This window comes from Allobosea sp. FW305-C-101 (assembly GCF_058783685.1).
In genome coordinates, this window is record NZ_JBYSYT010000002.1 from 456,593 (window position 1) to 471,467 (window position 14,875).

Consider the following 14,875-nt stretch of genomic DNA (forward strand, 5'->3'; position numbering starts at 1 on the left):
CGAACGAGGACGGGAGTGGGAACCATGGCGACCGAAGGACGGCTCAAGGCCTTCAACTTCAAGAAATGGATCGCGGAGCACGAGCACCTGCTCAAGCCGCCAGTCGGCAACAAGAAGGTGTTCGACGACGGCCAGATGACCGTGATGGTCGTCGGCGGCCCGAACCAGCGCGCCGACTATCATGACGACCCGGTGGAGGAGTTCTTCTACCAGCTTAAGGGCGACATGATGCTGAAGCTGGTCGACAACGGGAAGCATTACGACGTCACGATCCGCGAGGGCGACGTCTTCCTGCTGCCGCCGCATGTGCGCCATTCCCCGCAGCGCCCGCAGGAAGGCTCGATCGGGCTCGTCGTCGAGCCGGCGCGCCATGCCGGCCAGGTCGACGGCTTCGAATGGTACTGCTTCGAATGCCAGGGCCTCGTGCACCGCATCGAGGTCACGGTCGGTGATCTCGTGAAGGACCTGCCGCCGCTCTATGAGGCCTTTTTCTCCGACGAGAAGGCCCGCACCTGCAAGCATTGCGGCGCGCTCCATCCCGGCCGCAAGCCGCCGGCCGGCTGGGTCGCACTCTGACGCTGCCGCACCGAAAGGCGGGCTCCCCGTTCAGGGCGAGTCCGTGCTTGGATAACGGGCAGCGGCGCCTTGCGTCCCGGCCGGGGCGCGGTGATGTTGCACGGGAACAGGCCTAAGCGCGGCGGCGCAGAAACGCCGCGTCGAACCATCTCAGAGGCAAAACGGAACGACTGGAGTCCATGATGAAACTGCGCGGATTGCTCTTCGGCATCGCGACCACGCTGGCGGCCTCCACGGCGCTGGCCCAGCAGCCGGTCAAGATCGGCATGATCACCACGCTCTCGGGCCCTGGCGGCTATCTCGGCCAGGACATCCGCGACGCGTTCAAGCTCGCCATCGACCTGGAAGGCGGCAAGCTCGGCGGCGTGCCGGTCGAGCTCGTCGTCGAGGACGATGCGCTGAAGCCCGGCCAGGGCAAGCAGATCGCCGAGAAGATGCTGAAGACCGACGGCATCAAAATCCTGACCGGCATCGTCTTCTCGAACGTCGCCGGCGCGACCGTGCCGGATATCGTCGATTCCGGCGCGCTCTATGTCAGCCCCAATGCCGCGCCTTCGAACTTCGCCGGCAAGGAGTGCAACGCGAACTATTTCGTCGTCTCCTGGCAGAACGACAGCCTGCACGAGAGCGCCGGCCAATACGCCACCAATCTCGGCTACAAGAAGGCCTTCATCCTCGCCCCGAACTACCAGGCCGGCAAGGACGCGCTGACCGGCTTCAAGCGCATGTTCAAGGGCGAGATCGCCGGCGAGGTCTATACCCGCCTCGACCAGACCGACTTCGCCCCCGAGATGGCGCAGATCCGCGCCGCCAATCCCGACGTCGTCTTCCAGTTCCACCCCGGCGGCCTCGGCATCGCCTTCCTGCGCCAGTACCAGCAGGCCGGCCTGCTCGGTAAGACCCCGATGGTGCTGGCCGAGCCCTCGCTCGACGCCACCACGCTGAAGGCGGTCGGCGAATCCGCGCTCGGCCTCAGCGTCACCGCGCACTGGAACTCGGATTTCGACAACGCCTCCAACAAGAAGTTCATGGAGGCCTGGACCAAGGCCTATAATCGCGCCCCGACCTATTATGCCAGCCAGGGCTACGACGCCGCGCTCGCTATCGCGTCTGCCCTGAAGGCGACCGGCGGCAAGACCGACGTGCCCGCGCTGCGCACGGCGATGGCCAAGGCCGATTTCCAGTCGGTCCGCGGCGCCTTCAAGTTCGGCCCGAACCAGCACCCGGTGCAGGATTGGTACGCGCTCAAGGTCGAGAAGGGCGCCGACGGCGCACCCGTGCTCAAGACCACCGGCACCAAGGTGCTGAGCAACCATGGCGACGTCTACGCCAAGGACTGCAAGCTCTGAGAGAGCTGCTCTACGTCGCGCCGATCAAGACCAATAGAGCGCGGGGAACCCCTCTCCTGTAAGGAGAGGGGCAGGGGTGAGGTGTTCGGGAGGGAAATCATGAGCCTGAACCCAACCGCCCCGCTCGCGTCACTGGTCCAACGGCCTACACCTCACCCTGCCCTCTCCTTACAGGAGAGGGTTCCCCGCGCCTTTGTCGGGGTTGTCCGGCTTCCTCACCAATGACGCTCGTTCTCGAACAATTGCTCAACGGCCTGCAGTTCGGCGTGATGCTGTTCCTGCTCGCGGCCGGGCTGACGCTGATCTTCGGCATCATGGGCGTGATCAACCTCGCCCATGGCTCGCTCTACATGGTCGGCGCCTATGCCGCCGCCTTCGCCGCGGCGCAGACCGGCTCCTTCGTCATCGCCGTACTCGCCGGCCTCGCCGCGGCCGCCTTCATCGGCATGGTGATGGAGCTCGTCGTGCTGCGAAGGCTCTATGCGCGGGACCATCTCGACCAGGTGCTGGCGACCTTCGCGCTGATCCTGATCTTCAACCAGAGCGTGACGCTGCTCTTCGGCCGTCAACCCCTCTTCGTCTCGGTGCCGCCGGCACTGAACGGTTCGGTCCAGCTCCTGCCCGGCCTGACCTACCCGGTCTATCGCCTCGCCATCATCGCGGTCGGCCTTCTCGTCGCGCTCGGGCTCTACCTGCTGATCAACCGCACCCGCGTCGGCATGCTGGTCCGCGCCGGCGCTACCCATCGCGAGATGGTGCGTGCGCTCGGCGTCGATATCCGCCTGCTCTACACCGCCGTCTTCGCGCTCGGCGCCCTGCTCGCCGGTCTTGCCGGGCTGATGGCCGGGCCGATCCTCGCCGTGCAAGTCGGCATGGGCGAGCAGATCCTGATCATGACCTTCGTCGTGGTGGTGATCGGCGGCGTCGGCTCGATCCGCGGCGCCTTCTTCGGCGCGCTGCTCGTCGGCCTCGTCGACACCTCGCTGCGCGCCTTTGCGCCGGGCCTGCTCCGGCAGGTCATGACCGGTTCGGAGGCCGATGCGCTCGGCGCCGGCCTCGCCTCAATGGGCATCTATCTCCTGATGGCGATCGTGCTGCTGGTGCGGCCCAAGGGACTGTTCCCCGCCCATGTCTGAGAACGCCATTACCCGCACGGATACTGCCGCGCCGGCGCTGGGCCGCATCCTCGCGCTGCTGGCCCTCGCCGTCGCGCTGATCGCCCTGCCCTTCATCGTCAAGGCGGTCGGCCAGCCGGCGCTGGTGCCCTTGGCGACGCGCGTCCTGATCTACGCCATCGCCGCCGCCAGCCTGAACCTCGCGCTCGGCTTCGGCGGGATGGTCTCGTTCGGCCACGCCGCCTTCTTCGGCATTGGCGGCTATGCGGTCGGCATCCTCTACCGGACCTTCGCCGACGACGCGCTCTTCCTCGGCTTCATCCCCGGCACGGACCAGCTTTTGATCACGCTGCCGGCCGCGATCCTCGTCGCCGGCCTCTTCGCCTGCATCATCGGCGCGCTGTCCCTGCGCACCAGCGGCGTGCAGTTCATCATGATCACGCTCGCCTTCGCGCAGATGCTGTTCTTCCTCTTCGTCTCGCTCAAAACCTATGGCGGCGATGACGGCATGACGATCCGCCGCCGCAATGCGCTGTTCGACCTCAACACCCGCGACGACGTGACCTTCTATTTCATCTGCTTGGCCATCGCGGCGCTGGTCTTCCTCGCGCTCTGGCGCATCGTCGGCTCGCGCTTCGGCCTGGTGCTGGCGGGCATCCGCCAGAACGAGCGGCGCATGGCGGCGATCGGCATCGCGCCCTATCGCTACAAGCTCGCCGCCTTCGTCATCTCCGGCATGGGCGCCGGCCTCGCCGGCGCGCTGATGGCGAACTACCTGCGCTTCGTCAGCCCGGACATGTTGCACTGGACCAAATCCGGCGAGCTGATGATCATGGTCATCCTCGGCGGCGTCGGCACCCTGCTCGGCCCGCTGCTCGGCGCCGCCGCCCTCGTCATCCTCGAGACCGTGCTGACGAGCTGGACCGAGCATTGGCAGCTCGTGCTCGGGCCGATCCTGCTGCTCGTCGTGCTCTTCACGCAAGGCGGGCTGAACGGCCTGCTCGCTCGCCTCGGCCTCGGCAGGAGCGCGCCATGACCGCGACGCTCCTCTCGGTGCGCGGCCTGCGCAAGCGCTTCGGCGGCCTCGTTGCCACCGACGGCGTCGACCTCGACGTGCGTGACGGCGAGATCCATGCGCTGATCGGCCCCAACGGCGCCGGCAAGACCACGCTGCTGACCCAGCTCTTCGGCGAACTCTCTCACGATGAAGGCGCGATCACGCTGTCGGGCGAGGATATCGGCGCCCTGCCGACCGCCCAGCGTGTTCGGCGCGGCCTCGCCCGCACTTTCCAGATCACCCAGCTCCTGCCGGATTTCACGATGCTCGACAATGTCGCGCTCGCCGTACAGGCCCATGAGGGCCACAGCTTCCGCTTCCTCGGCAATGCGCGCCGCGACGAGGGCTTGCGCGCCCGCGCCCGCCAACATCTTGCGACGGCGGGTCTGAGCCACCGCGCCGACATCAAGGTCGCCGATCTCTCCCATGGCGAGCAGAAGCAGCTCGAATTCGCGATCGCGCTCGCCTGCGAGCCGCGCCTCCTCCTACTCGACGAGCCGATGGCGGGCCTGGGCCGTGCCGAAAGCGAACAGATGGTCGCGATGCTCTCCGCGCTCAAGGGCCGCGTCACCATGCTGCTGGTCGAGCACGACATGGAGGCCGTCTTCGCCTTGGCAGACCGCATCTCCGTGCTGGTCTATGGTCGCGTCATCGCCACCGGAACGGCCGAGCAGATCCGCGACAACCCGGAGGTACGAACCGCCTATCTCGGCGAGGGAGACGCCTGATGCTGAGCGTGCGCAACCTGCAATCCGCCTATGGCCGAAGTCAGGTTCTGTTCGACGTGGCGCTCGACATCGCGGAGGGCGAGGTCGTGACCCTGCTCGGCCGCAACGGCATGGGCAAGACCACCACCGTGCGCTCGATCATGGGGCTGCTCGCGCCGAAGGGCGGCGACATCCGCTTCGAGAGCCAGGACGTCCGCGGCATCGCGCCCGAGAAGATCGCCCGCTGCGGCATCGGCCTCGTGCCGGAGGGCCGGCAGGTCTTCCCGACGCTCTCCGTGCGCGAAAACCTCGTCGCCACCGCCTCGAACCGGCTGAAGCGCTCCTCGCCCTGGACGCTAAGTCAAGTCTACGCCCTGTTTCCGCGCCTTCAGGAACGCGCCGGCCAGTCCGCCCGCACGCTCTCGGGCGGCGAACAGCAGATGCTCGCGGTCGGCCGCGCCCTGATGACCAATCCCAAGCTCCTCATCCTCGACGAAGCAACCGAGGGGCTGGCGCCGGTGATCCGCGCGGAGATCTGGAGCTGCATCGAGGCGCTGAAGGCGCAGGGCCAGTCGATCCTGCTGATCGACAAGAACATCAATGTGCTCAAGCGCATCGCCGACCGGCACTACATCATCGAGAAGGGCCGCACGGTCTGGTCGGGCTCCAGCACTGACCTCGCGGCCAATGCGGAACTGGTGCATCGCTATGTCGGCGTCTGAGACGGACCTCTACGAGATCGTCGCGCAGAGCGCCGAGAACGATCCGGTCGAGGCCCTGCGCGATGCACTGGGTGACATCCTCGCCGGTCTCATCGCCGCCGGCTGCGGCCCGCATCACCTGCGCGAGATGGTTTGGGAAACCGATCGACCCGAGGCCTTCCACCTCTCCCGCCATACGGTCGAGCTTGCCTATCGCGAGACCTTCGCCGGCTTCCGCCCATCGATCCGTCTCGCCCCGCGGAGCGAAGCCGGCCTGACCATCCGCGCCCGCCATGCTGTGGCGCAGCCGCTGCCCGACACGCTAGTCGACGGCTACGGTTTGCGCGAACTCGGCCGGCAGTACAGCCCGCGCCTGCAGGCCGACATGAAGGCGCTGTTCCGGCAATGGAGCCGCGACGGCGAGGCATTCCGCCTCCGCCATGGCGCTGCCGATCTCGCCTATGGCCCCGGCCGCTTCGAGACGCTCGACCTCTATCGTCCGGCCGCTGCGACCCGCGCGCCGATCTTCGTCTTCATCCATGGCGGCTACTGGCAAGCCTCGGACAAGGTCCAGCATGCCCAGTTCGCGCAGGGGTTGCTCGATGCCGGCTATGCCGTCGCAATGCCGAACTATGGGCTGGCGCCGGATACGCCGCTGGAGACAAGCCTCGCCCAGAGCGTCGCCGCCCTGAATTTCCTTGTCCGCGAAGCCGACGCGCTCGGACTCGACGCCGACAGCCTGCATGTCTCCGGCCATTCCGCCGGCGGGCACCTCGCCGCCATGGCGCTCTGCGCACCGGATGCGCCGCCGATCGCCTCGGCGCTGCTGCTCTCCGGTCTTTACGACCTGAAACCCGTCAGCCATCTGCCGCTCGGCCGGCTGCTCGGGCTCGACGATGCAGCGCGGGCCACAAGGCTCAGCCCCATCGCCCAGCCGCGTCCAACGGCCACGCGGGTCGCCTTCGCGGTCGGCGAGGGCGAGAGCGACGCCTTCAAGGCTCAGTCCGCTGCGCTCGCCTCGACATGGCAGGCGCCGGCGCCACTGATCTGCCCCGGCCATCATTTCAGCATGCTGGAGGGCTTGAACGGCGGCGCCCTGCTCGATCTCGCCTTGCGAACGGCGGAGGGCCGATGACGAAGCCATCGCGCAAGCTGCTGCGCCTCGCCCTGATCGGCTGGGGCGCCATCAACCACCGCGTCGCGGAGCTGCTGGTGGAGAGGAGCAAAGGCGACATAGCAATCGCCGCTGTCGCCGTCCGCAACGCCGCCGCAGCCGGCGACATCCCGACCGGCGCGAAACTGATCACAGCACCGGAGGAACTCACCGGGCTTAACCTCGATCTCGTCGTCGAGGCGGCCGGGCGCGAGGCTGTCGGCATCTGGGGCGAGGCAGCGCTTGGAGCGGCACCCGCCTTCGCCGTCGCCTCCACCAGCGCCTTCTGCGACGACGCCCTACTCGATCGCTTGATCGCCGCCGCCGAACGCCGGGGCAATCAGATCCTGATCCCGTCCGGCGCGCTCGCCGGCATCGACGGCATCGCCGCAGCCTCCCTGCTGCCGCTCGACGAGGTCGTCCATCGCATCGTCAAGCCGCCCGCCGCCTGGCGCGGGACTTCGGCCGAGAGCCTGATCGTGCTGGATGAGATCACCGAGGCCACAGCGTTCTTCTCGGGCACCGCCCGCGAGGCCGCCTCCCACTTCCCGCAAAACGCCAATGTAGCGGTGATCTCGGCACTGGCCGGCATCGGGCTCGATCGCACCCGCGTCGAGCTCGTCGCCGACCCCGCCGCTGGCGGCAACGGCCATCAGCTCAGCGCCCGCGGCGCCTTCGGCAAGCTCGACATCGCCATCGAGAACCGCCCGCTCGCCACGAACCCGAAATCCTCGGAGATGACGGCGCTGGGGCTGGTCAGGCTGATCGAGAACCGCGTGCGCACGCTGGTGAGGTAGGCCGTGTCTCCCGTCATGCCCGGGCCTGACCCGGGCATCTCGGAAACCAGTGCCTTCTCGTCATGAGATTCTCCGGTCTGCGCTTCGCTGCGCCCGAGAATGACGCATGCCAAGAGCGCAGCGCCATTCATAACCATAACAATCTGAATTTATCTGATTTAGCCGACTGGATCACAGAATGACCCGCCACCTATGGTCCTTCTGAAGACGGCAGACACGCCGCGCAAAGACTGCTGAACGCATCGCCAGCCGAGGCTTCCATGACGACCTATCCCGATCTCAAGCTCTATATCGGCGGCGCCTGGCGGAAGACGGCGGAGGAGCAGCCGGTCATCAATCCGGCCGATGAAAGCGTCATCGGCGCGGTGCCGCTCGCGTCCCAATCCGATCTCGACGACGCGCTGACGGCCGCCGCCGAGGGATTCAAGGTCTGGAGCCGCATGGCCCCGCGCATCCGCGGCGAGATCATGCTCAAGGCCGCCGCGCTGATGCGCGAGCGCGTCGAGGAGATCGCTCACTCCATCACCCTGGAGCACGGCAAGCCGCTGGCGCAGGCCCGGCTCGAAGTGGTCCGGGGCTGCGAGTTCTTCGAATGGGATGCGGCCGAGGGCCAGCGCGCCTATGGCCGCGTCATCCCGAGCGAGCCCGGCATCCGCTACATCGTTACCCACCAGCCGGTCGGCACGGTCGCGGCCTTCTCGCCCTGGAATTTCCCGATGAGCCAGCCCTGCCGCAAGATCGCGGGCGCGCTCGCGGCCGGCTGCTCGATCATCATCAAGGCGGCTGAGGAGACCCCGGCGGGCGCGCTCCACATCGCCCGCGCTTTGCACGATGCCGGCGTGCCGCCCGGCGTCTTCAACCTCGTCTTCGGCGTGCCGGCCATGATCTCGGGCTATCTCATCCCGCAGGCCCAGACCCGCCTCGTCGCCTTCACCGGCTCGACCGCCGTCGGCAAGCATCTCTCGGAGCTCGCCGCCCGCCATATGACGCCGGTGCTGATGGAGCTCGGCGGCCATGCCCCGGTCATCGTCTGCGACGATGTCGACCCCATCGCGGCGGCCCATCTCTCGGCCACCCGCAAGGTCCGCAATGCCGGCCAGGTCTGCACCTCGCCGACCCGCTTCTTCGTGCAGCAGGACATCTACGAGCGCTTCACCAAGGCCTTCGTCGAGAAGGCGCAGGCTACGACCGTCGGCAACGGCCTCGATGCCCGGACCGAGATGGGACCCGTCGCCAACCATCGCCGGATCGAGGCGCTGGAAGCGCTTACTGCCGATGCGCGGGCCCGCGGAGGGCGCGTGCTGACCGGCGGCGAGCGTCTGGGCAATCGCGGGTATTTCTTCCCGCCCACCGTCCTCACCGAATTGCCCGACGATGCCCGCGCGCTGCGCGAGGAGCCCTTCGGACCGATGGCGATCATCAACCCCGTCCGCTCGGTCGAGGAAGCGATCGAGAAGGCCAATTCCCTGCCCTTCGGCCTCGCGGCCTATGGCTTCACCCATTCGGCCGCCCGTGCCGACCAGCTCGCGGATGGCATCGAGGCCGGCAATGTCTCGATCAACACGCTGGAGGCCTCCGTCGCCGAGGTGCCCTTCGGCGGCGTCAAGGACAGCGGCTATGGGCGCGAGGGTGGCGCCGAGGGTCTGGCGCACTATATGACCGTGAAGACGCTATCTCACAGGATGGTCATCTAGCCGCAATGCGCCGGACAGGCTGACCGGTTATCCTGCTGGCAGGAATGCCATAGGGACGAAATATTGCGCATGGACGGGGTGGAAAGCTGGCGGCTCCGGGTTTTCCCGGCATTCTGGCCGCGATGATTCGCATCCCCCTCCTGTCCCTGCTGGTGCTGGGTCTCGGCGCCTGTGCCGTGGGGCCGGACTACGCGCCGCCTGCGCTCGACCTTCCGCAGCGCTGGAGCGGGGCCGCCGGCGGCAAGACATCGCCCCGGCCGAGCGAGTGGTGGCGCGGCTTTCGCGATCCCACGCTGAACGCGCTGATCGATCAGGCCATCGCCGGCAATCTCGATGTCGCGCAGGCCAAGGCCCGCATCCGCGAGGCGCGTGCCGCCCGCGAGCAGGCGGTCGGTGCCGTCTTCCCGCAGATCGATGGCGGCGCATCCGCCACGCGCTCGCGCTCGTCGACGGTCACCCGCAACAGTTTCCGCGCCGGCTTCGACGCTTCCTGGGAGATCGACCTGTTCGGCGCGCGCGACCGCGCCGTCGAGGCCGCGACCTATGGCACCGATGCCGCCTTCGACGATCTCGACACGGTCATGCTGACGCTGATCGGCGATGTCGCCTCGACCTATGTCGAGGCGCGCGGCCTGCAGGCGCGGATCGTGCTCGCCCGCAGCACCGCCAAGACCCAGCGCGAGACCGAGGCGCTGACCCGCACCCGCTTCCAGGCCGGCGACATCTCCGCGATCGACACCGCCCGCGCCACCGCCCAGGCCGCCAGCACCGAAGCGCAGATCCCTTCGCTGGAAGCCTCGCTCGCCCAGAGTCAGCACCGGCTCGCCGTGCTGACCGGCCGCCCGCCGGCCGCGATGGCCGGCTATTTCGGCCGCACGGCAGCGGTTCCCGGTACACCCGCCCCACCGCGCTCCGGCATCCCGGCCGACGTGCTGCGCCGCCGCCCGGATGTCCGCTCGGCCGAGCGCCAGCTCGCCCAGGCGACCGCCCGGATCGGCCAGGCCGAGGCCAATCGCTATCCGTCGGTCTCGCTGACCGGCAACATCTCGACCTCGGCTCTCAAGCTCGGCGACCTTGCCAAGAACAGCGCCATCGGCTGGTCGATCGGCCCGAGCCTCAGCGTCCCGATCTTCAATGGCGGCGAGCTCGCGGCAGCCGTCGACGCGGCCCGCGCCCGGCGCGACCAGCAGGATGCGGCGCTGAAGCTCGCAGTGCTCACCGCATTGCAGGATATCGAGGACAATCTCGTCGGCTTGCGGCAGCAGCGACTGAGGCTCGGCAGCCTCACCGAAGCGGCCCGTGCGTCCGGCGAAGCGGCACGGCTCTCCCGCGCGCTTTACACGGCGGGCACGGCGAGCTTCCTCGACGTGCTCGAAGCCCAGCGCACGCTCTACGCATCGGAGGAATCGCTGATCCAGAGCCGGGTCGCGCTCGCGACGAGCTTCATCGCACTCAACAAGGCGCTGGGCGGCGGCTGGCTGAGACCCGTCGAGGTCTCGGCCCCGGCCGTCGTCGATGCCGAGACCGGTCCGCGCCTGCGCATTCTTCCCATCGAGGAGCCGCAACCATGAGGCTGCGCCGCCTCCTTTTCCCCGCCCTCATCCTCGCGGCCGCCGGCGGCTACTATGTCTGGCAGGCCCGCCAGCCCTCGCCGGCCGAGACCGTCAGCCTGCCCAGCGCCGAGGCGGTGATGGGCAATGTCGAGGAAGCCGTGCTCGCCTCCGGCGCGCTGGAGCCGGTCCGGCAGGTCAGCGTCGGCGCGCAGGCGACCGGCCGCATCGTCTCGCTCAAGGTCAGGCTCGGCGACAATGTCGCGACCGGCGACCTGATCGCCGAGATCGACGGCATCACCCAGCAGAACGCGCTCCGTTCGGCCGAGGCCGATCTTGCCGCCCTCAAGGCCCAGCGCGCCGAGCGCAGCGCCAGCCTCGCCTATGCCCAGGCCGTGCTTGCCCGCCAGAAGCAGATGGTCGGCCAGAACGCCGTCTCGCGCGATGCCTTCGAGAATGCCGAGATGACGGTGAGCGTGACCCGCGCCCAGATCGAGTCGCTCGATGCGCAGATCCAGTCGAGCCAGGTCAAGGTCGAGGATGCCCGCGCCAAGCTCGGCTATACCCGCATCACCGCGCCGAGCCCCGGCACGGTGCTCGCCATCGTCGCGCAGGAAGGCCAGACGGTGAATGCGGTCCAGTCGGCGCCGACGGTCGTCGTGCTCGGCGACGTCTCGACCATGACCGTCAAGGCCAAGATCTCGGAAGCCGACGTGCTCCGCGTGAAAGCCGGCCAGGAGGTCTATTTCAGCGTGCTCGGCGCGCCGGAGCGGCGCTTCCCCGGCAAGATTTCCTATGTCGAGCCGGCACCCGACACATTGAAGACGCAGAACACGACGTCCTCGTCGAGCGCGAGCAGCTCGTCTTCCGCCTCCAGCACCAGCGCCGTCTATTACAACGCGCTGTTCGAGGTGCCGAACCCGGAAGGGCGACTGCTGACCTCGATGACGGCGCAGGTCACCGTCATCGTCGGGCGCGCGCAGAATGTCCTGACCGTGCCCTCGACCGCCGTGCGGCGCCGCGGCCCCAACGCCTTCGTCGATGTCATCGGCGCGGGCGGCAAGCCGGAGCAACGCAAAGTCACGACCGGGCTCGACAACAAGATCGTCGTCGAGATCACCTCTGGCCTGAAGGCGGGTGAGCGCGTCGTCACCACCCGCAGCAGCGGCGGCCCGGATGCGACGCGCCCGACGCGCGCCCGGCGCTCGCCCTTTGGCTTCTGAGGCGCCCGCGATGGGCAAGCCGCTCATCCGCCTCGCCGGCGTCCGGCGCGATTTCGGCGAGGGCGAGGCCGCGGTCGCGGCGCTCGACGGCGCCGATCTCGTCATCGAGGCCGGCGAGATGGTCGCGATCGTCGGCCAGTCCGGCTCCGGCAAGTCGACGCTGATGAACATCATCGGCTGTCTCGACCGCCCGACCGGGGGCAGCTACGAGATCGACGGCCGGCCGACGCGAGACCTCGACCCGGACGAGCTGGCGCGGCTCCGGCGCGAATATTTCGGCTTCGTCTTCCAGCGCTATCACCTGCTTTCCGAGCTGACCGCGCTCGCCAATGTCGAGGTTCCCGCGATCTATGCCGGCGTGCCGCCCGGCCCGCGCCAGAGCCGCGCCGCCATGCTGCTGGAACGGCTGGGCTTAGCCTCGCGCGCGACGCATCGCCCCTCGGAACTGTCAGGCGGCCAGCAGCAGCGCGTCTCGGTGGCGCGCGCGCTGATGAACGGCGCCCGCGTCCTCCTCGCCGACGAGCCGACCGGCGCGCTCGACCGCAAGAGCGGCGAGGAGATGCTGGCCCTGATCGAGGAGCTCAATCGCGAAGGCCACACCGTCATCCTCGTCACCCATGACATGAATGTCGCGGCGCGGGCCCATCGCATCATCGAGCTCAGCGACGGCCGGATCATCGACGATCGGCGCACTGCCCCGCGTTCGGAAGCCGTGCCGCCGCCCTCCCCCGTGCCGGCCCCGGCCGGGCTGCTGCGCGCCGGCTTCGGTCGACTCAAGGAAGCCTTCGGCATGGCGGTGCGCGCCATGGCCGCCCATAAGCTGCGCACCACCCTGACCATGCTCGGCATCGTCATCGGCATCGCCGCCGTGGTCAGCGTCGTGGCGCTCGGCGAAGGCGCCAAGCAGAACGTGCTCCAGAACATCTCCGGCCTCGGCACCAACACGCTGGAGATCTTCCCCGGCGCCGGCTTCGGCGACACGCGCTCCGGCCGGGTCAAGACGCTGACCGTGCCCGATGCGCAGGTCCTGGCCGCCCAACCCTATGCCGCGAGCGTGACACCGACGGTCTCGACCAGCGCCACGATCCGGCTCGGCAATGTCGAGGCGACGGCGCTCGTGAACGGCGTCAGCGAGCGCTATTTCGACGTGCGCGGCAGCGTGCTGACGCGCGGCTCCTTCTTCACCGCCGAGGATGTCCGCACGCTGGCGCAGGACGTCGTCATCGACGAGAACACGCTCAGTGCACTCTTCCCGAATGGCACGGCCGACCCGATCGGCACGGTCTTCCTGATCGGTTCGGTGCCCAGCCGCATCGTCGGCGTGATGCGCCAGCAGCAGGGCGGGTTCGGCGGCAGCCAGAACCCGCAGATCTTCATGCCCTATACCTCGGTGCAGGGCCGGTTCCTTGGCGATCTCTCGCTGCGCTCGATCACCTTGCGCGTCGACGACGACACGCCGATGGCGGCGGCGCAGGAGGCGGTGACGGAGCTCCTGACCCATCGCCACCGCGCCAAGGACTTCTTCATCTTCAACCAGGACGAGATCCGCAACACCATCACCGCCACGACCCAGACGCTGACGTTGATGATCTCCTCGATCGCCGTCATCTCGCTCCTGGTCGGCGGCATCGGCGTGATGAACATCATGCTGGTCTCGGTGATCGAGCGCACCGGCGAAATCGGCCTGCGCATGGCGGTCGGCGCACGCCGCAGCGATATCATGCAGCAATTCCTGATCGAGGCCTCGCTGGTCTGTTTCATCGGCGGCGCGCTGGGCATCGGGCTGGCGCTCGCCATCGGCTATGGCTTCGAGGCGTCGGGCTCGCAGATGAGGTTCATCTATTCGAGCGAGGCCTTCGCCGTCGCGATCGCCTGCTCGACCCTGATCGGCCTGACCTTCGGCTTCCTGCCGGCCCGCAACGCAGCGAAGCTCGACCCGGTCGCGGCGCTGGCGCGGGACTAGCCGCGCCCGCTGCGGCGCGGCGCTTCCGGCATCAGCCGTCCGGCGCTGGCGAGAATGCTGTCGGCGAGCGCCCGCGCCGCAGCCTGATGCGACTGGCCGCCGATGACGACGAACTCGATCGTGCCCAGCGGCGGCAGCGCCTCGCGCGGCTCGACCTCGGCGAGCCCTTGTGGAATGAGCCGCGCCGAATGCGCGGTGATGCCGAGCCCTGCTACCGTCGCGGCGCGCAGGCCCGCAAGGCTGCCGCTGGTGCAGGCGACGCGCCAGGCCCGGCCCGCCCGTTCCAGCGTCTCGATCGCATGGACCCGCGTGATGCTCGGCGGCGGGTAGAGCACAAGCGGTATGACCGGCTGCTCCGCCAGCCTCGCGCCGGGCCTGCCGGCCCAGACCAGGCGCTCCTGCCAGGCGACCTCGCCGCGCGCGTCGCCCTTGCGCCGCTTGGCGAAGATCAGGTCGAGCTCGCCCGCGTCATATTGCTCGTAGAGCAGGCCGCTCAAGCCGACCGTCAGCTCCAGATCGACCGCATGATGCTGCATGGCGAAAGCGGCCAGGATTTCCGGCAGCGCCGTATAGGCGAAATCCTCGGAGACCCCGAGCCGCAGCCGTCCGCGCAGCGTCGAGCCGGCGAGATAGCGCTCGATCCGCTGGCCGGCTTCCAGCGCCTGTCGCGCGAAGGGCAGGATCGCGTCCGCATCCGGCGTTGGACGCACGCCATGGGTGTCGCGCTCCAGCAGGCGCCGGCCCAGTCGCTTCTCCAGGCGCGCGACATGCTGGCTGACCGAGGACTGGCGCAGGCCGAGCTGCCGCGCCGCCTCCGTGAAGCTCAGCGTCTCGCAGACCTTGAGGAAGCTCTGCAGCAGGACGGGATCAAGCGGCTTCGGATCGAAATCGAACATCATCACAACTCATGATAGCCGATATCTTAGCTAGCATGGATCACAATGAAGCGGAGGAAGATTACAACGCGGCATTCCAGCTGAAGGACAGCAG

General features: G+C 68.3%; 13 protein-coding genes. 12 read left to right on the top strand and 1 reads right to left on the bottom strand.

Annotation, left to right across the window (positions count from 1 at the left end; translation table 11 throughout):
- The first annotated feature begins 24 nt into the window (after nucleotides 1-24).
- From AC3WMA_RS09705 to AC3WMA_RS09760, 12 genes are all read left to right on the top strand, one after another.
- On the top strand, nucleotides 25-576 hold the full coding sequence (locus tag AC3WMA_RS09705) for a 3-hydroxyanthranilate 3,4-dioxygenase (protein WP_492285171.1): 552 nt from the start codon (nucleotides 25-27) through the stop codon (nucleotides 574-576).
- A gap of 182 nt (nucleotides 577-758) precedes the next feature.
- Nucleotides 759-1,925, top strand: coding sequence for an ABC transporter substrate-binding protein (locus AC3WMA_RS09710; protein WP_492286081.1), 1,167 nt, complete (start codon nucleotides 759-761; stop codon nucleotides 1,923-1,925).
- A gap of 221 nt (nucleotides 1,926-2,146) precedes the next feature.
- A complete protein-coding gene (locus tag AC3WMA_RS09715; RefSeq protein WP_492285172.1) occupies nucleotides 2,147-3,061 on the top strand; it encodes a branched-chain amino acid ABC transporter permease in 915 nt (304 codons plus the stop codon).
- Nucleotides 3,054-4,076 (top strand): branched-chain amino acid ABC transporter permease, encoded by a 1,023-nt coding sequence (locus AC3WMA_RS09720; protein ID WP_492285173.1) that lies wholly within the window; start codon nucleotides 3,054-3,056, stop codon nucleotides 4,074-4,076. Before AC3WMA_RS09715 ends, AC3WMA_RS09720 begins: the two co-directional genes overlap by 8 nt.
- A complete protein-coding gene (locus AC3WMA_RS09725; RefSeq protein WP_492285174.1) occupies nucleotides 4,073-4,825 on the top strand; it encodes an ABC transporter ATP-binding protein in 753 nt (250 codons plus the stop codon). The genes AC3WMA_RS09720 and AC3WMA_RS09725 overlap by 4 nt, the downstream gene beginning before the upstream one ends.
- Entirely contained in the window at nucleotides 4,825-5,526 is a 702-nt protein-coding gene (locus tag AC3WMA_RS09730) for an ABC transporter ATP-binding protein (RefSeq protein ID WP_492285175.1), read from the top strand. Before AC3WMA_RS09725 ends, AC3WMA_RS09730 begins: the two co-directional genes overlap by 1 nt.
- Nucleotides 5,513-6,640 (top strand): alpha/beta hydrolase, encoded by a 1,128-nt coding sequence (locus AC3WMA_RS09735; protein ID WP_492285176.1) that lies wholly within the window; start codon nucleotides 5,513-5,515, stop codon nucleotides 6,638-6,640. Before AC3WMA_RS09730 ends, AC3WMA_RS09735 begins: the two co-directional genes overlap by 14 nt.
- Entirely contained in the window at nucleotides 6,637-7,455 is an 819-nt protein-coding gene (locus AC3WMA_RS09740; RefSeq protein ID WP_492285177.1) for an aspartate dehydrogenase, read from the top strand. The genes AC3WMA_RS09735 and AC3WMA_RS09740 overlap by 4 nt, the downstream gene beginning before the upstream one ends.
- Before the next feature lie 260 nt (nucleotides 7,456-7,715).
- Nucleotides 7,716-9,149 carry an NAD-dependent succinate-semialdehyde dehydrogenase gene (locus AC3WMA_RS09745; RefSeq protein ID WP_492285178.1) on the top strand — a complete coding sequence of 478 codons (1,434 nt, stop codon included), beginning with the start codon at nucleotides 7,716-7,718 and terminating at the stop codon, nucleotides 9,147-9,149.
- 122 nt (nucleotides 9,150-9,271) lie between these two features.
- Nucleotides 9,272-10,720, top strand: a complete 1,449-nt coding sequence (locus tag AC3WMA_RS09750; RefSeq protein WP_492285179.1) for an efflux transporter outer membrane subunit — start codon at nucleotides 9,272-9,274, stop codon at nucleotides 10,718-10,720.
- Nucleotides 10,717-11,922 carry an efflux RND transporter periplasmic adaptor subunit gene (locus AC3WMA_RS09755; RefSeq protein ID WP_492285180.1) on the top strand — a complete coding sequence of 402 codons (1,206 nt, stop codon included), beginning with the start codon at nucleotides 10,717-10,719 and terminating at the stop codon, nucleotides 11,920-11,922. Before AC3WMA_RS09750 ends, AC3WMA_RS09755 begins: the two co-directional genes overlap by 4 nt.
- 10 nt (nucleotides 11,923-11,932) lie before the next feature.
- On the top strand, nucleotides 11,933-13,885 hold the full coding sequence (locus AC3WMA_RS09760) for a MacB family efflux pump subunit (protein ID WP_492285181.1): 1,953 nt from the start codon (nucleotides 11,933-11,935) through the stop codon (nucleotides 13,883-13,885).
- Here AC3WMA_RS09760 and AC3WMA_RS09765 read toward each other — a convergent pair.
- Entirely contained in the window at nucleotides 13,882-14,784 is a 903-nt protein-coding gene (locus AC3WMA_RS09765; RefSeq protein ID WP_492285182.1) for a LysR family transcriptional regulator, read from the bottom strand. The genes AC3WMA_RS09760 and AC3WMA_RS09765 overlap by 4 nt on opposite strands.
- Nucleotides 14,785-14,875: the final 91 nt, after the last annotated feature.